We start from the raw sequence: 19,325 nt of genomic DNA, 5'->3' as shown, positions 1-19,325 counted from the left end.
ACATGGCAACGCTCGAACTGCGTAACGTAAACAAGACCTACGGTGCCGGCCTGCCCGACACCTTGAAAAACATCCAGCTGTCGATCGACTCGGGTGAATTCCTGATCTTGGTCGGCCCGTCGGGCTGCGGTAAATCCACCCTGATGAACTGCATCGCGGGCCTGGAAAACATCAGCGGCGGCGCCATCGTGGTGGATGGCGCCGACATCAGCGGCATGAGCCCCAAGGACCGGGACATCGCCATGGTGTTCCAGAGCTACGCGCTGTACCCGACCATGACCGTGCGTGAAAACATTTCCTTTGGCCTGAAGATTCGCAAGATGCCGCAAGCCGCCATCGACGAGGAAGTGGCCCGCGTGGCCAAGCTGCTGCAAATCGAGCACCTGCTCACCCGCAAGCCTGGCCAATTGTCCGGTGGCCAGCAACAGCGCGTGGCCATGGGCCGGGCCCTGGCGCGCCGGCCCAAGATCTACCTGTTCGACGAGCCGCTGTCCAACCTTGACGCCAAATTGCGCGTAGAGATGCGTACCGAGATCAAGTTGATGCACCAGCGCTTGAAGACCACCACGGTGTACGTGACCCACGACCAGATCGAGGCCATGACCCTGGGTGACAAGGTGGCGGTGATGAAGGACGGCATCATCCAGCAGTTCGGCACGCCCAAACAGATCTACAACGACCCGGCCAACCTGTTCGTGGCCAGCTTCATCGGTTCGCCGCCGATGAACTTCATCCCTCTGCGCCTGCAACGCAAGGATGGCCGCCTGCAGGCGCTGCTGGACAGCGGCCAGGCGCGCTGCGAGCTGCCGATGGACATCAACGACGCCGGCCTTGAAGACCGTGAAGTGATCCTGGGCATGCGCCCGGAGCAGATCACCTTGGCACCCACCGAGGCGACGGGCTTGCCGAGTATTCGCGCCGAAGTACAGGTTACCGAGCCCACCGGCCCGGACACCCTGGTGTTCGTCAACCTGAACGGCACCAAGGTCTGCTGCCGCCTGGCACCCGACGTGGCGCCGCAGGTGGGTGAAACCCTGAACCTGCAGTTCGACCCGGCCAAGGTCTTGCTGTTCGATGCCCAGACCGGCGAGCGCCTGGGGGTGGTGGGGCGCCCGCAGGCCAAGGTTCAAGCCGACAACGTGGCGCAGTTCAAGGGCCGTTGAGAATCCGCGCCGGCTGGCCTGTCAGCCGGTGCCATTGATGTAAACCGCGTTAAACACACAACCAATAAGAATAAAGACGAGGAAGCAAGGGATGGACAAGCGTACAAACAAAAAGTCGGCACGTAACCGCCTGGTGCAACTGTCGGTGCTCAGCGCCCTCAGCCTGGCAGGCACTGCGCACGCCTACGACGCATTCGACCCGGAGTCGCCGTGGATGCTCGGCGACTGGGGTGGCGCGCGCACCGACCTGTTGAACAAGGGGTATGATTTTTCCCTGGAATACGTGGGCGAAGTCGGCAGTAACCTCAAGGGCGGCTACAACGACGACACCACCGCGCGCTACAGCGACCAGTTCGCCTTGGGCGTGGCCTTCGACCTGAACAAGATCATGGGCTGGAAGGACACCGACGCCAAGCTGACGATCACCGAGCGTAGTGGCCGCAACATCTCCAACGACCGCATCGGCGACCCGCGTGCCGGCACCCTCAGCTCCTCCCAGGAAGTCTGGGGCCGTGGCCAGACCTGGCGCCTGACCCAGATGTGGATCAAGCAGAAGTACTTCGACGGCGCGCTGGACATCAAGGTCGGCCGCTTCGGCCCGGGCGAAGACTTCAACAGCTTCCCGTGCGACTTCCAGAACTTGACCTTTTGCGGCTCGCAAGTGGGTAACTGGGTCGGCGGCATCTGGTACAACTGGCCAGTCAGCCAGTGGGCCGGCCGTGTCAAATACAACATCACGCCTGAGTTCTACATGCAGGTGGGTGCGTACAACCAGAACCCGTCCAACCTGGAAACCGGCAACGGCTTCAAGCTCAATGGCAGCGGCACCAAGGGTACGATTTTCCCCGTTGAAGGCGTGTGGTCGCCGAACGTCAATGGCCTGCCGGGCGAGTACCGCCTGGGCTACTACTACAGCACCGCCAAGGCCGACGACGTCTACGACGGCGCCGATGGCCAGCCGCAGCCGGTGTCGGGCACCTACAAGGAACACGGCAGCAAGCACGGCTGGTGGATCGTGGCGCAGCAACAGCTGACCACCCACAACGGCGATGCCAGCCGCGGCCTCAGCGTGTTCGCCAACTTCACCGTGCATGACAAGGCCACCAACTACATCGACAACTACCAACAGGTGGGCATCGTGTACAAGGGCGCCTTCGATTCGCGGCCCAAGGATGACATCGGCGTTGGTATCGGCCGTATCCACGTCAACGATGATGCACAAGACCGCGCGCGCCTGGTCAACCAGCTCAGCGGTATCGACGACTACGACAACCCAGGTTACCTGCCCGTGCAGCAAACCGAGTACGACGCCGAGATTTACTACGGCTTCCACGTGACCAACTGGCTGACCGTGCGTCCCAACCTGCAGTACATCAAGCACCCAGGTGGTGTTGACCAGGTGGATGACGCGATCGTGGCCGGCCTGAAGATCCAGTCCAAGTTCTGATCAAGGTTTGATGTGTGCGCTTTGCGGGCGGCTTGGCCGCCCGTTTTTTTTGGGAAACCGTATATCCTGTGTAAGAGCGGATTCATCCGCGAAGAGATCACCGCTGTTCATCTGAAAAAACGCGGCGATCTTTTCGCGGATCAATCCGCCCCTACAGAGGGGCAGTTGGCCCCGCATTTTTTGTTTCAGGAACTCAAATGCACCCGCTTCAGCGCTTCTTCAAATCGCAGCGACAGCGCCCGACGTTCGAATGGGAACGGTTTCAGCATCGCGACGTGCTCGTTATCGACCACCCGCGGTGCCAGGCGGTGTTCAGCCGCCAGGGCGCGCAATTGCTGCACTTCCAGCCGGCCGGGCAAAAGCCTTGGTTGTGGTGTTCGGCCACCTGGCCGCAAACCGGGGCCATCCGTGGCGGGGTGCCGGTGTGCTGGCCGTGGCACGGCCGCCACCCTAGCGAGGGCATGTGGCCGGCGCACGGTTGGGGCCGCCTGGTGGATTGGAAGCTGCAAGATAGCCAAGAAGATGAGGCCGGCGTGAGCCTGCATTGGCGGCTGTCGTTGTGCGACTGGCAGGTCGACTTGCACGCGCGCCTGGGCGATGCCATGGAGTTGCGCCTGAGCACTGAGCACCAGGACATCGAGCCGTGCCAGTTGAGCCACGCGTTGCTGGCTTACTGGCGCATCGGGGATATCAGCGAAGTGTCGCTTGCAGGCTTCGATGGCCTGGACGGCTACGACAAGCTCAGCCGCCAGCCCTGCCGGCAGGACGGCGACCTGCACGTGAGCGGTGCCTGCCAGCGGGTGTTCAGCGGGGTTGGGGCGTTGCAACTGGAAGACCGTGCCTGGGCGCGGCGGCTGGCCATCGACACCGATCACAATGATGAAACCTGTGTGTGGCACCCGGGCGCTCGGCCGTTGCTGGGTGTCAAAAACAACGAAAGCCAAGGCTTTGTCTGCGTTGAAACCGTCAGCGGCGGCGACGAGTACCTGACACTTGCGCCCGGCGAGAAGGCCCACTTGAGCCTTCAGGCACGTTTGCTCAGTTGAGTTCGTCGTCGGCCGGATAGCGGCTGGCGTTCAGGCTTTCCTTGATCTTGCGCAGGTGCGGCTGGAAGTCCACTCCGCGACGAAGGGTCATGCCGGTTGCCAAAACATCGAGTACGGTTAACTGAATGATGCGCGAGGTCATCGGCATGTAGATGTCGGTGTCTTCGGGCAGCGGGATGTGCACGCTCATGCTGCACGCCTTGGCCAACGGCGAGCCAGCCGCCGTCAGGCCCAGTACCGAGGCGCCGTTCTCCCGCGCCAGGCGCGCCACTTCGACCAGTTCACGGGTGCGGCCGGTGTAGGAGATAATCACGAACAGTTCACCGGTGTGCGCCACCGACGCCAGCATGCGTTGCATCAGCACGTCGGCATGGGCAGACACCGCCAGGTTGAAGCGAAAAAACTTGTGCTGGGCATCCAGGGCCACGGGGGCCGAGGCACCCAGGCCGAAGAAATGGATCTGCCGGGCCTGGATCAGCATGTCGACCGCGCGGCTGACCAGTTGCGGGTCCAACGCCTGGCAGGCGCTGTCGAGCGAGGCGATGGCGCTGCCGAAGATTTTCTGGGTGTAGGCCGCCGGGTCATCGTCGGCTTCCACCGCACGGCTGACATAGGCCGCGCCGCTGGCCAGGCTTTGCGCCAGTTGCAATTTGAGCTCGGGGTAGCCGCTGACACCAAACGAGCGGCAGAATCGGTTGACGGTCGGCTCGCTGACCGACGCTGCCTGGGCCAGCGCCGCGATACTGAAGCGGGTGGCTTGTTGCGGGTTGAGCAGGATGACTTCGGCGACCTTGCGTTCGGCCTTGTTCAAGTCTTCGAGGCGGCCCTGGATCTGCTCCAGGAGGTTTCGCACGCGGTCCATGTTATGTCCTTGGGTCGAGATACTGCCCGCTTGAGCGGCGGCGCGACGATTTTCACGGGTGGCCTATCGTACTGAGGGCTTGGTGCGATCTCCACCCGAATCTGTTTTACGGGCTAAATGTTGTGGTTATTACTACATTTTCCCTTGAATGACGCCTTGAAAAAAGGTATTTGTAGTCTAACTTGATAAAAGAACAAACATCATGCCTTCGACTTCCGTAGAACCCTGCACCTTTGCCTTGTTTGGCGCGCTGGGCGACCTGGCACTGCGCAAGCTGTTCCCGGCCCTGTACCAGCTCGACCGCGCAGGCCTTCTGCACGATGATACGCGCATCCTCGCCCTGGCTCGCGAGCCGGGCAGCGAGCAGGAACACCTGGCCTCCATCGAAGAGCATCTACGGGTTTTTGTCACGGCCGAACAAATCGAGGACGCACCGCTGCAGCGCTTTCTGGCGCGCCTTGAGTACGTGCACGTCGACTTCCTCAACGCCGCCGACTACGTCACCTTGGCCGAGCGCGTGGGCAAGTCCGAGCAACTGATCGCCTATTTCGCCACGCCAGCGGCCGTATACGGCGCCATCTGCGAAAACCTGGCCAAGGCCGGCCTCACCGAGCGCACCCGTGCGGTACTGGAAAAACCCATTGGCCATGACCTGGCGTCCTCGCGCCGGGTGAACGACGCCGTGGCGCAGTATTTCCCGGAAAACCGCGTCTACCGCATCGACCACTACCTGGGCAAAGAAACCGTACAGAACCTGATTGCGCTGCGTTTCGCCAACAGCCTGTTCGAAACCCAGTGGAACCAGAATTACATCTCCCACGTGGAAATCACCGTGGCCGAGAAGGTTGGCATCGAGGGCCGTTGGGGTTACTTCGACCAGGCCGGCCAACTGCGCGACATGATCCAGAACCACTTGCTGCAGTTGCTTTGCCTGATCGCCATGGACCCGCCGGCCGAACTGTCGGCCGACAGTATCCGTGACGAGAAAGTGAAAGTGCTCAAGGCCCTGGCGCCGATCAGCGCCGAAGGCCTGACCACCCAGGTGGTGCGCGGCCAGTACATCGCCGGCTACAGCGAAGGCAAGGCCGTGCCGGGTTACCTGGAAGAAGAGAACTCCAACACCCAGAGCGACACCGAGACCTTCGTTGCCCTGCGTGCCGACATCCGCAACTGGCGTTGGGCCGGCGTGCCGTTCTACCTGCGTACCGGCAAGCGCATGCCGCAAAAGCTGTCGCAGATCGTCATCCACTTCAAGGAACCGCAGCACTACATCTTCGCCCCCGAGCAGCGCCTGCAAATCAGCAACAAGCTGATTATCCGCCTGCAGCCGGACGAAGGTATTTCCTTGCGCGTGATGACCAAGGAGCAAGGCCTGGACAAGGGCATGCAACTGCGCAGTGGCCCGCTGCAATTGAATTTTTCCGACACCTACCGCAGTGCGCGCATCCCGGATGCCTACGAGCGTTTGCTGCTGGAAGTGATGCAGGGCAATCAGAACCTGTTTGTCCGTAAAGATGAAATCGAATATGCGTGGAAGTGGTGCGACCAGTTGATCGCCGGCTGGAAGAAGTCTGGCGATGCGCCCAAGCCGTACGCGGCGGGGTCCTGGGGGCCGATGAGCTCGATTGCACTGATTACCCGCGATGGGAGGTCTTGGTATGGCGACATCTAATCTGCAACTGCCCGGCAACGTCGTGGCGCACGACTTTGCCAGCCCACCGCTGCTCGCCGATGCCTTGGCCAGCAAGGTGGCCGAACAACTGCGCGGCGCGGTCGACCAGCAGGGTGTCGCTACCCTGGTGGTGTCCGGTGGCCGTAGCCCGGTCATGTTCTTCCAGTGCCTGGCGCGCCAGGCGCTGGACTGGTCCAAGGTGGTAATCAGCCTGGCCGATGAGCGCTGGGTGCCGGTGGAACATGCCGACAGCAACGCCGGCCTGCTAAAGCGCTACCTGCTGGTGGGCGCGGTGGCCAAGGCGCGTTTTGTCAGCCTGTACACCACCACCAAGACCCAGGAGCAGGCCGCCGACGAGGCAGACTCGCTGCTGGCAGAGTTGCCACCCATTGACGTGCTGGTGCTGGGCATGGGTGATGACGGTCATACCGCATCGCTGTTCCCGGGCAGCCCGAACCTGACCGAAGCCTTGGCCGAGACCGGCGAGCGTCGCTGCCTGCCGATGATGGCGCCGACCGTGCCGCATCAACGCCTGACCATGACCCGTGCGCTGCTGGCCACTGCCCGCCACACGGTGTTGTCGGTGCAGGGCTCGGGCAAATTGAACACCCTGCGCGATGCGCTTGCCGGCGACGATGTCGCGGCGATGCCGATCCGTGCCTTTTTACACTCCCCCCTGGATATTTACTGGTGCCCCTGAGCCAAGGATCAGCCGCGATGACGACCCTCGAAAAACAACAGCTGGTGCAAAACCGCATGGCGGACAAGATTGCCCTAATCGATGCGCTGGCCGCCAAGGCGAAAATCCTTCCGGTGATCACCATCGCCCGTGAAGAAGACATTCTGCCGTTGGCCGATGCCCTGGCCGCTGGCGGCCTGACTGCACTGGAAGTGACCCTGCGCTCGTCGTTGGGCCTCAAGGCCATCAAGCTGTTGCGCCAAGAGCGCCCCGAGCTGCTGGTGGGCGCGGGCACCGTGCTCGATCGCCACATGCTTAAGGCAACCGAGGACGCAGGTTCGCAATTCACCGTGACCCCGGGCGTGACCCAGGACATGCTCGAGGCTGGCGTGGAAAGCCCGTTGCCGCTGCTGCCAGGCATCAGCAGCCCGTCGGAACTGATGATGGGTTATGCGCTGGGCTATCGTCGCTTCAAGCTGTTCCCGGCCGAAGTGAGCGGTGGCGTGGCAGCGATCAAGGCCTTTGGCGGGCCGTTCGGTGACGTTCGCTTCTGCCCTACTGGCGGTGTGGGGCCTAACAATCTGGTCAACTACATGTCCCAGCCGAACGTCATGTGCGTGGGCGGCTCGTGGATGCTCGACAGCAGCTGGATCAAAAACCGTGACTGGGCGCGTATTCAGGAATGCACTGCAGAGGCCTTGGCCCTGCTGAATTGATTCAAACCGTTTTTCATGGCTTTTGGGGTGCGCTTGGTCGGCGCGCCCCTTTTTTTTGCCTGAACTTTTCGCGGTTGATCGCATAGCCCTGTAAGGGCGGATTTATCCGCGAAAAGAGCCGCCGACCTAATGCCTGGGCGCCGGTCGATTGTGCTTCTTGCGCAGCGGCTCCAACAAATCGGCCAAGCCATTGCTGTCGATCTCTTGCATCAACGCCAGCAACCCGCCCAATTGCCCGTTGGGAAACCCTTCGCGCGCAAACCAATTGAGATAGGGCCCGGGCAAATCTGCAAGGATGCGCCCTTTATATTTGCCAAACGGCATTTGCTGAGTGATCAGCAGTTCGAGCATTTCTGGGTTCATGCAGGGGAGCCTTTGAAAACCGTTTTTCAAAATACATGCATTCTGCATGCAGGCCAAATGACAGATCATGCAGAACGCTGGAGTCGGTTAGTTCATTTAATATATAACACATTGAAATATAACGATTATTTTTGTTTATAAAAGCTGGCACGAAGGCTGCTCAATACCTACGTAGCCTCTTAAACCAGAAGGAATCGAAAAATGTCTAATCCAACCAAAGATGTCATCAAGGTTCTGAACGATCTGATCGAAACTACCAAGGACGGTCAGGAAGGCTTCAAGACGTGTGCCGAAGACATCAAGAATCCTGAACTCAAAGCCCTGTTCGTCAAACGCTCGCAAGAGTGTGCTCAAGCCGCAGGTGAGCTGCAGCAGGAAGTGCGCGCCCTGGGCGGCGATCCGGAAGACTCCACCAGTGTTGCCGGTGACCTGCACCGCCGCTGGGTCGACGTGAAGTCGGTATTTACCGGCAAAGATGAAGAAGCGGTCCTCAACGAGGCCGAGCGTGGTGAAGACCATGCGCTGAAAGCCTATAAGGAAGCACTGGCCAAGCCACTGCCGGCCAACGTGCACGCCATTATCGAACGCCAGTACCACGGCGTTCAACGCAACCATGACCAAGTCAAGGCGCTGCGTAACATCGCGCGTGCCAGTTAAGCCGAGCGAGTGATCAAAGGCGCCGCAGCCCCAAAGGTTGCGGCGTTTTTTTGTGCCTGCCTGTCAGCTTTCGTTGAAACCCACCTGGTTGCGCCCGCCGGCCTTGGCCTGGTAAAGCGCAGTGTCGGCCGCCCCCAGCAAATCCCCCAGCACCGCGCCTGCGCCAGGTGTTTGGCTGGCAACGCCGATGCTCACCGTGACCGGTTGCTCGTCGCCCGCATACGGCGGTTGCATCTGCACGGCGTGGCGGATGCTTTCGGCGATGATCAGCGCACCATTGAGGTCGGTCTCTGCCAGCATCACCAAAAACTCTTCGCCGCCATAGCGCGCGGCCAGGTCGGCTGGGCGGTGGATGCTCTGGCGGATGGCCTTGGCCACCTCGCGCAATGCCTCGTCGCCGCCTTGGTGGCCGTGGCGTTCGTTGAAAGCCTTGAAGTGGTCGACATCGATCATCAACACCGACAGCACCTTGCCGCCGCGCAGGGCACGCGACCATTCGCGACGCAAGGTCAGGTCCAGCGAGCGGCGGTTGGCCAGGCCCGTCAGGCTATCGGTGGCGGCCAGCGCAGCCAGGTTGCGTTCGGCACTCTGGCGCAAACGCAACTCGCGCCCCAGCATCAATGACAGCCACAGGATGCCGATGCACAACAGCCCAGTGGCAATACTGACGATCATCGCGGTGCGCTGCCATGAGGCGTACACCACGTCGGTGGACATGGCGATGATCACGATCAGCGGCAACTCGCCCACCCTGGAGAACGTGTACAGGCGCTCCTTGTGGTCCATGCTGGAGACACTGGTGAAGCTGCCGCTGCCTTGCTTGAGGATCCGAATGAAGTTGGCTTTTTGGCTGAAGTCCTGACCAATCAGGTCTACGTTGCCCAGCATGGGCTGGCGGGCAAGCACGATGCCTGCGGTATTCAACAGGTTCAGCGTGCTGTCGCGGCCGATGTTCAGCCCCTTGAACAGGTCTTCGAAGTACGCCAGGCGCAGTGCACCGGAGGCCACGCCAAGGAACTTGCCGTCGGGCGAACTGATGCGTCGGCTAAAGGCGATGCACCAGCCTAGGCTGCCAATGCGGTCCTTGAACGGCTGGCTGATCAACAACGCGCTGGAGGGGTCGTCGCGGTGTTTTTGAAAGTCATGATCATCGGCGAAGTTGGCCTGGCGCGGCGGCGATGCCAAGGAGTCGCCGACAATATTGCCCTGGCGGTCTACCCATAGAATATCGCCGCGAAAAGGCCCGGTGATGGCACGGTCAAACAATACCCGGCGGCGCAAGCTTTGCGGAATTTGCACGAAGTCGGGGTGTTGCGATGCCTCGATCAAGCCTTTGAGTGACAAGTCGTACAAGTCGGCATTGCGCTGAACATCGGTGTCTATCAATTGCAGGATGTTATCGGCCGAGCGTGAAGCCGATTGCGCGACATTGGCCCGTTCGCGTATCAACAGGAAACTGACAATGGTGACGATCGCCAATACCGCCAGCCCACTGCCTATATAAAGCACGTGTTCAGGTCTGGAACTCAGGCGGGTTGCGCCTCGAGAAGAAGTCAGCAATGTCGTGGCTCGGGTGTTGAACGGTAGAGTTTTCAAGCGCGCGGCGAGCGCTCGATTAACGCCGGGGGCAGGCGCGAGGCGGCGGTATTCTAGGGGTGAGGGCAATCGAGGACAAGCGCTTAATGCAGTAAACACGATACAAACTGATCAAGCGTCAAGTAAATAACGCCAGCGGTTAATTAAATACACTGATATTTCCGAGGCTTAGGTTAAATCATCAAAACCCGCCGGCGTTTATAGCCGGCGGATCAAACGATTGAATGAAACGATTGTTAGAAAATGTTGATCGGGTAATCAACGATCACACGGTATTCATCCATGTTGTCGTCCACTGCCTGGTAGCCCTCACCGCCGCGGTTACTTGCCCAGCGCAAGCGTACCGACAGATCCTTGGCCGGCCCGCCCTGCACCACGTACTTAAGGTCCAGGTCGCGTTCCCAATGCTGGGCATCCTTGCCATCGGCGTTGTAGTAGCCGGTATAGCCTTGGGTAGTGGCGGCCTTGGTCAGGTCCAGCGTGCCTTTGGTGTAGGACACGGTAGAGGTCAGGCCGGGCAGGCCCCAGCCAATGAAGTCATAGGCGTATTGCAGCTTCCAGGACTTTTCGCCCGGGCCGTTGAAGTCCGAGTACTGCTGGGAGTTGTCCAGGTAGATGCTGTCGCCATCGAGCACGTAGTCGAAGGGCGTGTTGCCGTTGACCTTCTGGAAGGAGCCGGTGACCGTGTGGTGGCCCATGGTCACGCCCAGGTGCAGGCTGTAGGTGTTGGTGTCGATCTTGCCCAGCAGTGCCTGGCCCGAGTCTTCGGTGTGGTAGTAGTGCAGGCCCGGGTTGAAGCTGATCGCATCGTTGAGCGCCCAGGTGTAGTCCAGGTCGTAGTAGTACTGGTCCCACACGTCCTTGAGCTGGCCGTAGTACAGGTTGCTTGTAACCCCCGGGATGCCCTTGTAGCTGGCGCCCGCCCAAGTCATGTGCTGGCTGTCCTCGCCGGCAGGCAGCTTGCCGTAGTAAGTGCTGATGCGGTCGTTGTTGCTGGAGTCGAAGGTCTTGTTGAAGCTGACCTGGCCGGCCTCCAGGGTGAGGTCCTTGAAGCTGGTGTTGGTCAGGCTCACACCGCGGTAGGTCTGCGCCAGCATACGAGTCTGGCCGCCGGCGATCACTGGGTTGTTGAGGAACATGTCACCGGCCTTCAGCACGGTGTCGAACGCGCGCATCTTGATGGCGCCGCCGGCACTGGAGAAGTCGCGAGGCGCGCCGCCGTCCGCATTCTGCGGGAAGATACTGGTGCCGCCAGTGCCGTCGCCGCCATCGAGCTTGAGCCCGAGCATGGCGTTGGCGTCGATGCCGAAACCGACGGTGCCTTCGGTGAACCCCGACTCGAACACGCCAATGAAGCCTTGACCCCACTCCTTGCTATCGTTTTTTTCATCATGGCGGTCGTGGTTGAAGTAGTAGTTCTTCAGGTCGAGCTTAAGGCTGGAACCCCCGATAAATCCGCTGTCGCTGCTGTCATCAGCGCGTGCGCCGGTAGCCATCGTTGCAGCCAGTGCAATGAAGAGGGGGCTCAATCTTAATGTTTTTTTCATATTTTAGTTAACTCCTTGGTAAATAATCTTTAAGTTTTGGCAGTTATTATTTTCATGCGGCTTTTGTTTTTTATTTGATAGTGTGTTGCGGTGTTGCGACTTTTTTACAGGCAAAAAAAAGCCGCTGAACTCAGCGGCTTCAAAAACGTTCAGTCTGATGGCTAGCATCTAGACGACGTCGAGGGAAATGCACGGTGGCCCAAGATCAGCTGTCCTTCGCGGAAGCGTTTTGGTCTTGAACGGCCGATGTTTGCTGGGTCTTTTCGCTTTCCTGAGCCTTGTTTGCCAGTTCCACCTGGTGCTGTTCAAAGGCCGCGTGGCGGGCTTCGTTTTGCGCCACGAATGCCGGCGATTCTTCAGCCATGGCAAGCGGGGAAAGGAATAAGGAAGACAGGATAAAAGCGCTAGCAATACCCATGGAGTTAGACATCTAAAACAGCCTTCTTGCGGTGCAAGTTCGATTAGGTGAGGCAAAGTTAATGCGTAATGGCTCTTTTTAAAAGAGCCAATAACGAAAAGGGTTGTTGCTGATTTTGTAATAATATTGAGAGGTCAGGCTGGCAGGCTGATGCCAAAGGTGTTGGCGCCCGCCTGGCTGCGCACGAATACCGTGCCGCCATGCATCAGCGCGATGGCCTTGACGATAGCCAGGCCCAGGCCGTGGTTGGCGCCACTGTTGCTGCGCGAGGCGTCCACCCGGTAGAAACGCTCGAACAGCCGGGGCAGGTGTTCGGCGGCGATTTGCGGGCCGGGGTTGCTCACGGCGATGTCTACCTGGTGCGCCTGGCTATGGATCTGCACGACGATCACTTCGCCGGCCGCCGTGTGCTGCACGGCATTGTTGATCAGGTTGATCAACGCGCGGCGCAGGTGGGCGCGTTCGATATGCACCAAGGCGTCGCCACTGACCTGGACGCGGATTTGCGCGTCTTCCAGGATGAAGTCCAGGTATTCAAGGGTGGTGGCCACTTCCTCGGCCAGGGAGCTGGCGGTCAGTTGCGTGGCCTTGCTGCCCTGGTCGGCGCTGGCCAGGAACAGCATGTCATTGATGATGCTGCGCAGGCGTTCCAACTCTTCGAGGTTTGATTGCAGTACCTCGAAGTAGTGTTCGGCCGAGCGCCCGCGGGTCAGTGCGACCTGGGTCTGGCCAATCAGGTTGGTGAGCGGTGAGCGCAGTTCGTGGGCCACGTCAGCGTTAAACGCTTCCAACTGTGAGTACGCTTGGTCAACCCGTGCAAGGCTTGAGTTGAAAGCATGCACGAATTGCCGTAACTCCGGCGGCAATGGCGACAATTGCAGGCGGCCTGACAACCTGGGCGGCGCGAGTTTTTGCGCCTCCGCCGACAGTGTGACCAGTGGGCGCAAGCCGATGCGCGCCACCCAATAACCCAGCGCGCAGGCCAGCAACACGCCAATCAGGCCGAAGCTGATCAGCGCCAGCAGCAGGGTGTGCTGGGTTTCGGAAAACGGCTCGGTGTCGATGGCGATCAGAAAGCGCAGCGGCGGGCGTTGTTCCTTGGCCGGTAATTGCGTGAGCAGGGCCTTGAAGGGGGCAGTCGAGCCGTTCAGGGGCAAGTCGCGCATGCCGGTAGGGCCCGCGGTGAAGGCGCGGATGGCCGCATCCGGTTGGCCAAATTCGTAACTGGGGTCGGTGCTCACCACCCAGAAGCGGATGCGCTTGTCTTCTTCGCCCAACAGGTTGAGCTTGGCGGTGATCTTGGCCCAGTGCTCGGGGGTGCCGTAGCGGTTCAAGGCCGATTCGAGCACGCTATAGCGGGCTTCCAGTTCGGCTTCCGGCAACAGGTTCAGGCTCTCGTCGACCTGGCGGTACAGTGCCCAGCCGCTGAGCAAGAAGATCAGCAACGCGACGACGGTGAACAAGGCGCTCAGGCGTACGGCGATCGAATCAGTCGACAGTGCGGCTTTCCAGGACATAGCCCATGCCTCGGATGGTGTGCAGCAGTTTGGCGTCGAACGGCCCGTCCAGCTTGGCCCGCAAACGCTTGATGGCGACCTCGACCACATTGGCGTCGCTGTCGAAATTGATGTCCCAGACCATTTCGGCAATGGCCGTCTTGGACAGGATTTCACCTTGGCGGCGGGCCAGTACGCTGAGCAGCGAGAACTCCTTGGCGGTCAGGTCCAGGCGTTGCCCGTTGCGGCTGGCCTTGCGGCTGATCAGGTCGATCCACAGGTCCGCCACGCTGATCTGCACCGGCTCGTGGCCGCCACTGCGGCGGGTCAAGGCTTGCAGCCGGGCCACCAGTTCGAGGAAGGAGAAAGGTTTGCCCAGGTAGTCGTCGGCGCCTTCGCGCAGGCCATGGATACGGTCTTCGACCCGTTCGCGGGCGGTCAGCATGATCACCGGCGTCTGCTTGCGCGCGCGCAGGGCCCGCAGCACGCCGAAGCCATCCAGGCCTGGCAGCATGACGTCGAGCACGATCACGTCGTAGTCGCCCTCCAGCGCCAGGTGCAGGCCCTGGATGCCTTCGACCGCCACATCCACCGTATAGCCCTGTTCGGTCAGGCCGCGGTGCAGGTAGTCAGCGGTTTTTTCTTCGTCTTCGATAATCAGGACGCGCATGATCCGCTCTCAATGTTCGGCCGGCAGGGCCTGGTTGGCCTGTGCCGGTGGCCGATGGAACAGCCGCTCCAGTTGCAAGTATATGACCGGGGTGGTGAACAGTGTCAGGGCCTGGCTCACCAGCAGCCCGCCGACCACCGCCATGCCCAGCGGCTGGCGCAGTTCGGCGCCGGTGCCGTAGCCGAGCATCAGTGGCAGGGCGCCCAGCAGCGCGGCCAGGGTGGTCATGATGATGGGCCGAAAGCGCGTCAGGCAGGCTTGGTAGATCGCGTCGCGCGGCGACATCCCGTGGTGGCGCTGGGCTTCCAGGGCGAAGTCGACCATCAGGATGCCGTTTTTCTTGACGATGCCGATCAGCAACACCAGGCCGATCAGCGCCATGATCGAGAAGTCCTGGCCGCACAGCCACAGCATGATCAGCGCGCCCAGGCCGGCCGAGGGCAGGGTGGAAATGATGGTCAGCGGGTGCACGAAGCTCTCGTACAGCACCCCCAGGATGATGTACACCGCCACCAGCGCGGCCAGGATCAACCACGGCTGGCTGGCCAGCGAGCTCTGGAAGGCCTGGGCCGCGCCTTGGAAATTGCCGGTGAGGGTGGCTGGCATGCCGATTTCGTTTTTCGCCTGGTTGAGCAGGTTGACCGCATCGCCCAGGGCCACGCCGGGTGCCAGGTTGAAGGACAGGTTGGCCGCCGGGAACATGCCGTCGTGGGCGATGGACTGCGGGCCGATAGTGGGTGCGTCTACCCGGGCCAAGGCCGAGAGTGGCACCATTTCCCCGCTCAAGGGCGAGCGCAGGTAGAAGTAGTTGAGGCTTTCGGCCTTGCCGCGCTGGGCCTGATCCAGCTCCAGAATCACCTTGTATTGGTTGGTGTCGGTCTGGAATTCATTGATCTGCCGTTGGCCAAAGGCATCGTACAGCGCCTGGTCGACGTCGGCCGCGCTCAGGCCGAAGCGCGCTGCGGCAGTGCGGTCGATGGTGATGTGGGTAATGCTGCCGCCCAGTTGCAGGTCGTTGGACAGGTCGCGAAACGCCGGGAGGGTGCGCAGCTTTTCGGTCAAGCGCTGGGTCCAGAGGTTCAAGGTGGGTGCGTCATTGCTTTTGAGCACGTACTGGTACTGCGCGCGGCTGGGGCCGGAGCTCAGGTTGATGTCTTGGCCGGCACGCAGGTACAGCACGATGCCTGGCACCTTGACCAGTTTCTGGCGTAGGCGATCGATGAACTGGCTGGCCGAAACGTCACGGTCGCCGCGGTCTTTGAGCGTGATCCAGAAACGCCCGTTGGCGATGGTCTGGTTGCTGCCGGTGACGCCGACCGAATGGGAGTAGGCCATCACGGCCGGGTCTTCACCGACGATCTTGGCCAATGCCTCATGCTTGGCGACCATGTCGGGGTAGGAAATGTCGGCAGCGGCTTCGGTGGTGCCGAGCACGAACCCGGTGTCCTGGATGGGGAAGAAGCCCTTGGGGATAAACACGTAGCCCGCGACGGCCAGGGCCACCGAGGTCAGGAATATGCCCAGCATCAGCCGCTGATGGTTCAGGGCTTTTTGCAGGTAGTGATCGTAACCGGCCAGCAGACGCTCGCTGAAACCGGGCTTGGCGTTGGGTTTATGCACGGGCGCGCGCATGAACTTGGCCGCCAGGGTGGGCGCCAGGGTGAGTGACACCACCACCGAAATCAGGATGGTGGAGGTGGCGGTCAGGGCAAATTCCTTGAACAGCCGGCCCACCACGCCGCCCATGAACAGCAGCGGAATGAATGCGGCCACCAGCGAGAAGCTGATCGACACCACGGTAAAGCCGATCTCGCCGGCGCCCTTGATCGCCGCTTCGCGCATGCCGTCGCCGGCCTCCAGGTGGCGGTGGATGTTTTCCACCACCACGATGGCGTCGTCTACCACGAAGCCTACGGCCACCACGATGGCCACCAGTGTCAGGTTGTTCAGGCTGAAGCCCAGCGCGTACATCAGCGCGAAGCTGGCGATCAGCGACACCCCCAGCACGGCCGACACGATCAGCGTGGCCGACCATTGGCGCAGGAACAACGCCATCACCGCGATTACCAGCAGCACGGCGATCATCAGGGTCATTTCCACTTCATGCAGCGAGGCGCGGATGGTGCGGGTGCGGTCGTTGAGTACCGTGACCTGCACCGAGGCCGGCAGCAAGGCTTGCAGCCCGGGCAGGGCGGCCTTGATGCGGTCCACGGTCTCGACGATGTTGGCCCCCGGCTGGCGCGAGATGGCCAGGTTCAGGCCAGGATTTTCGCCGGACCAGGCCTGCACGTAGGCGTTCTCCGAACCGTTGATGATCCGTGCGACGTCGGTCAGGTGTACCGGCGCGCCGTCCTTGTATGACACGATCAACTGCGAGTAGTCGGCAGCCTTGAACAGTTGGTCGTTGGAGGACAGCGTGGAAATGCTGGAGGCACCGTACAGCGCGCCCTTGGCCAGGTTCAGGCTGGTGTTCTGCAAGGCCACGCGCACGTCGGCCAGGGTCAGGCCGATGGCGGCCAGGCGATCGGCCGAGGCCTGCACGCGGATGGCCGGGCGTTGTTGACCGGTGATGTTCACCTGGCCAACGCCGTCGATCTGGCTGATCTGCCGCGCCAGCAGGGTTTCGGTGTAGTCGCTCAGTTCGGTGCCCGGCATCAGTTGCGAGCTGACGCTGAGGATCAGCACGGGGCTGTCGGCAGGGTTGACCTTTTTCCAGGTGGGCAGGGTGGGCAGGTCCTTGGGCAGGCTGCCGGCGGCGGTATTGATCGCCGCCTGGACTTCCTGGGCGGCGGTGTCGATGCTTTTGTTCAGGGTGAACTGCAAGGTCAGGATGGTCGAGCCCAGCGCGCTGGTCGAGGTCATCTGGGTCATGCCGGGGATGGCGCTGAACTGCACTTCCAGGGGCGTGGCCACCGAGGAAGCCATGGTTTCGGGGCTGGCACCGGGCAGGTTGGTGGTCACCTGGATGGTCGGGAACTCGGCCTCCGGCAACGGCGCCACGGGCAGCCGTGGGAAGGCAATGCCGCCGAGCAGCACCAGGGCGAAGGTCAGCAGCAGGGTGGCGACCGGATGGTCGATGCACCAGGCCGATACTGATCCGCGGCCGGTCATTGGGCCACCTCGAGTGGCTCGGCCGGGGTGTCCTTGAGGATCTCGACTTGGCTGCCAGGCTTGAGCCGCGACTGCCCATCGCGGATCACCACGTCGCCATCACTGACGCCTTCGATCACGTTCAGGTCGCTGTTCTGGAACAGCATCTTGACCGGTACCGATTCGACCTTGTCACCCTTCAGGCGGTACAGGTAATAGCCGTCCAGCCCGCGTTGCACCACGGTCGGCGGCACCACCAGCGCGTCGTGCTGCAACGCGGTCTGCACCTTGATGTTGACCAGTTGCCCCGGCCAGAGCTTTTGCCCGCCGTTGTCGAACACGGCCTTGACGCGCAGGGTGCCGGTGGTCGCGGAGATCTGATTGTCGATCAGGCTCAATTGGCCCTGGCCGAGCAGGGTGCCGTCTTCGGCATTGCCATCGACATAGGCGAACACCGGGGCCGCCTGGTTGCCGTGCACCAGCGCTTGCAAGGTTGGCAATGCTTGTTGTGGCAGTGAGAATTCGATGGAAATCGGGTCGATCTGCGTCACGCTGAACAGGCCCTGGGTGTCGGTCACGCGCAAAAAGTTGCCTTCGTCGACGTTGCGGATGCCCACGCGCCCGGTCACCGGTGAGCGGATCTGGGTGTACGACAATTGCACCTGGGCCGAGGCGATCGAAGCCTGGTTGCCTTGAACGGTTGCTTTGAGTTGGTCGACCAGCGCCTGTTGCTGGTCCAGGGTTTGCCGCGAGATACCGTTATCGACACTCAAGTCCTTGTAGCGCTTGAGGTTGACGGCGGCCACCTGTAATTGCGCCTGGCTCTGGCTCAGTGTTGCGCGCGCCTGGTCGAGGCTGGCGCGGATGGAGCGGTCGTCGATGCTGGCCAGCAGGTCACCTTCCTTCACCTGCTGGCCCTCCTTGACCCACAGCTTGGTGAGCACGCCGTCCACCTGCGGGCGCACCGCAACACTGTGCAGCGACAGCACCGAGCCGATCCCGGTCAGCGTGCGGGGCACATCCTGACGGACCACGGTCGCCACTTTCACGGGGACGGCGAGGGGCGCGGCGATTTTTTTCGCGGCCGGGAATTTCCACAGCCAGATGCCTACGGCTAACAGCACGATGATGATCAGAACCAGGATTTTTTTTGTCGGGTTGCGCATGCGGTGAGACGCCAGGGCTGGAGGGACGGCAGTGTGTTGTTCTTATATAGCGGCGATCGGGTCAAGAGCATGACCGCTAGCTGTCAGCCTTGACAGAAAAGCCTGAAGGTCACCAGGGCAGCGGTCGCACCGTGCTGTGCAGAGAGGGCATTTCCTACAGGTTCTACAGAATTTGCCAATAGTAGAGGCCTTTTGTTCTCGCGACACTGGGCGGCCTGCGAATCGGCGATCAACCAAGGTGGCCCCTGTGTTCAGGCTCAACAAAAATAAATGGCTCGAGGCGCTTGTGTTTTCGATGCCCGTGACCCTGCTGCTGAGCAGCGTAGCGCTCGCCGCCAGCACCGATGTGTTCCTGCCCTTGTTAAGCTTGCTGTACGTTTTTATCTGGCTTTGAGCGATTTCACCGAGTCCCACTCGGTGACGGCGGCGCGCTTGGTTTGTTTGTTGTACAGGCACAATTCCAAGCCGCTCTGGTTCTTCATGTGCGGTTGCGGGTAGCGACCTTGCAACAGCAGGGCGGTGTAGCCGACCTGGTCATCGAATTGGGCAGGGCTGCCAATGGCCTGGGTGCCTTTCAGTTGGCTGGCCTTGAGGCAACTGGCGAGTACGCTTTTGTCGTAGGCGGCCCACGCGGCTTCGCTCGAAGCCAGTGCGTTGGCGCTCAGGGCGGTCAGGCCCAGCAACAGGAGAATGGTTTTCATCAAGGTATCCGCGAGAACTGATCGTTAATTATGCCC

Annotated in this window: 18 protein-coding genes; 8 read left to right on the top strand and 10 right to left on the bottom strand. The window is 61.2% G+C overall.

Features of this window, described 5'->3' with window-relative positions; genetic code table 11:
- Positions 1–2: 2 nt before the first annotated feature.
- The 3 genes from L9B60_RS06200 to L9B60_RS06190 all read left to right on the top strand — a co-directional run bounded on the left by L9B60_RS06200 (position 3) and on the right by L9B60_RS06190 (position 3,656).
- Entirely contained in the window at positions 3–1,163 is a 1,161-nt protein-coding gene (locus L9B60_RS06200) for an ABC transporter ATP-binding protein (RefSeq protein WP_249677267.1), read from the top strand.
- A 91-nt stretch (positions 1,164–1,254) separates the two neighbouring features.
- Positions 1,255–2,610 (top strand): carbohydrate porin, encoded by a 1,356-nt coding sequence (locus tag L9B60_RS06195; RefSeq protein ID WP_249677265.1) that lies wholly within the window; start codon positions 1,255–1,257, stop codon positions 2,608–2,610.
- 197 nt (positions 2,611–2,807) lie between these two features.
- A complete protein-coding gene (locus tag L9B60_RS06190) occupies positions 2,808–3,656 on the top strand; it encodes a D-hexose-6-phosphate mutarotase (protein ID WP_249677263.1) in 849 nt (282 codons plus the stop codon).
- Here L9B60_RS06190 and hexR read toward each other — a convergent pair.
- A complete protein-coding gene (hexR, locus tag L9B60_RS06185; protein ID WP_249679675.1) occupies positions 3,649–4,509 on the bottom strand; it encodes a DNA-binding transcriptional regulator HexR in 861 nt (286 codons plus the stop codon). The genes L9B60_RS06190 and hexR overlap by 8 nt on opposite strands.
- Before the next feature lie 211 nt (positions 4,510–4,720).
- Here hexR and zwf point away from each other — a divergent pair, with 211 nt between their 5' ends.
- The 3 genes from zwf to L9B60_RS06170 are packed head-to-tail and all read left to right on the top strand — an operon-like array spanning position 4,721 to position 7,585.
- The gene (gene zwf, locus L9B60_RS06180; protein ID WP_249677261.1) at positions 4,721–6,190 is read left to right on the top strand and encodes a glucose-6-phosphate dehydrogenase; all 1,470 of its coding nucleotides are present in this window, start codon (positions 4,721–4,723) and stop codon (positions 6,188–6,190) included.
- Complete coding sequence (pgl, locus tag L9B60_RS06175) at positions 6,177–6,890, top strand: 6-phosphogluconolactonase (RefSeq protein WP_249677259.1); 714 nt, start codon at positions 6,177–6,179, stop codon at positions 6,888–6,890. The genes zwf and pgl overlap by 14 nt, the downstream gene beginning before the upstream one ends.
- 17 nt (positions 6,891–6,907) lie before the next feature.
- Positions 6,908–7,585: a bifunctional 4-hydroxy-2-oxoglutarate aldolase/2-dehydro-3-deoxy-phosphogluconate aldolase gene (locus tag L9B60_RS06170; protein WP_249677257.1), complete on the top strand. Its 678-nt coding sequence runs from the start codon at positions 6,908–6,910 to the stop codon at positions 7,583–7,585.
- Positions 7,586–7,711: 126 nt separating this feature from the next.
- On the opposite strand, the gene L9B60_RS06165 is transcribed toward L9B60_RS06170, so the two are convergent.
- Entirely contained in the window at positions 7,712–7,948 is a 237-nt protein-coding gene (locus L9B60_RS06165) for a DUF3820 family protein (RefSeq protein WP_249679674.1), read from the bottom strand.
- Positions 7,949–8,149: 201 nt separating this feature from the next.
- Between L9B60_RS06165 and L9B60_RS06160 the strand changes: the two genes are divergently transcribed.
- Positions 8,150–8,605, top strand: coding sequence for a PA2169 family four-helix-bundle protein (locus L9B60_RS06160; protein WP_249677255.1), 456 nt, complete (start codon positions 8,150–8,152; stop codon positions 8,603–8,605).
- A 63-nt stretch (positions 8,606–8,668) separates the two neighbouring features.
- Here the strand turns inward: L9B60_RS06160 and L9B60_RS06155 are convergent, their stop codons facing one another.
- From L9B60_RS06155 to L9B60_RS06125, 7 genes are all read right to left on the bottom strand, one after another.
- Positions 8,669–10,114 carry a GGDEF domain-containing protein gene (locus L9B60_RS06155; protein ID WP_249677253.1) on the bottom strand — a complete coding sequence of 482 codons (1,446 nt, stop codon included), beginning with the start codon at positions 10,112–10,114 and terminating at the stop codon, positions 8,669–8,671.
- 323 nt (positions 10,115–10,437) lie between these two features.
- The gene (locus L9B60_RS06150) at positions 10,438–11,748 is read right to left on the bottom strand and encodes an OprD family porin (protein WP_249677251.1); all 1,311 of its coding nucleotides are present in this window, start codon (positions 11,746–11,748) and stop codon (positions 10,438–10,440) included.
- Between the two features lie 205 nt (positions 11,749–11,953).
- Positions 11,954–12,178: a hypothetical protein gene (locus L9B60_RS06145; protein WP_249677250.1), complete on the bottom strand. Its 225-nt coding sequence runs from the start codon at positions 12,176–12,178 to the stop codon at positions 11,954–11,956.
- A gap of 122 nt (positions 12,179–12,300) precedes the next feature.
- Positions 12,301–13,665 carry a heavy metal sensor histidine kinase gene (locus tag L9B60_RS06140; protein ID WP_249679673.1) on the bottom strand — a complete coding sequence of 455 codons (1,365 nt, stop codon included), beginning with the start codon at positions 13,663–13,665 and terminating at the stop codon, positions 12,301–12,303.
- A complete protein-coding gene (locus L9B60_RS06135) occupies positions 13,655–14,332 on the bottom strand; it encodes a heavy metal response regulator transcription factor (protein ID WP_249677249.1) in 678 nt (225 codons plus the stop codon). The genes L9B60_RS06140 and L9B60_RS06135 overlap by 11 nt, the downstream gene beginning before the upstream one ends.
- A 9-nt stretch (positions 14,333–14,341) precedes the next feature.
- Positions 14,342–17,443: a multidrug efflux RND transporter permease subunit gene (locus L9B60_RS06130; protein WP_249677247.1), complete on the bottom strand. Its 3,102-nt coding sequence runs from the start codon at positions 17,441–17,443 to the stop codon at positions 14,342–14,344.
- Positions 17,440–18,588, bottom strand: a complete 1,149-nt coding sequence (locus tag L9B60_RS06125; RefSeq protein ID WP_249677245.1) for an efflux RND transporter periplasmic adaptor subunit — start codon at positions 18,586–18,588, stop codon at positions 17,440–17,442. Before L9B60_RS06125 ends, L9B60_RS06130 begins: the two co-directional genes overlap by 4 nt.
- 247 nt (positions 18,589–18,835) lie before the next feature.
- Between L9B60_RS06125 and L9B60_RS06120 the strand changes: the two genes are divergently transcribed.
- The gene (locus L9B60_RS06120; RefSeq protein WP_249677243.1) at positions 18,836–18,982 is read left to right on the top strand and encodes a hypothetical protein; all 147 of its coding nucleotides are present in this window, start codon (positions 18,836–18,838) and stop codon (positions 18,980–18,982) included.
- Here the strand turns inward: L9B60_RS06120 and L9B60_RS06115 are convergent.
- Positions 18,969–19,289: a hypothetical protein gene (locus L9B60_RS06115; protein ID WP_249677241.1), complete on the bottom strand. Its 321-nt coding sequence runs from the start codon at positions 19,287–19,289 to the stop codon at positions 18,969–18,971. The genes L9B60_RS06120 and L9B60_RS06115 overlap by 14 nt on opposite strands.
- Positions 19,290–19,325: the final 36 nt, after the last annotated feature.

The sequence above is a fragment of the Pseudomonas abieticivorans genome (assembly GCF_023509015.1).
Lineage (GTDB): Bacteria > Pseudomonadota > Gammaproteobacteria > Pseudomonadales > Pseudomonadaceae > Aquipseudomonas > Aquipseudomonas abieticivorans.
Note: the sequence above shows the minus strand (reverse complement) of the source record. Positions and strands in the feature narration are given on the sequence as shown.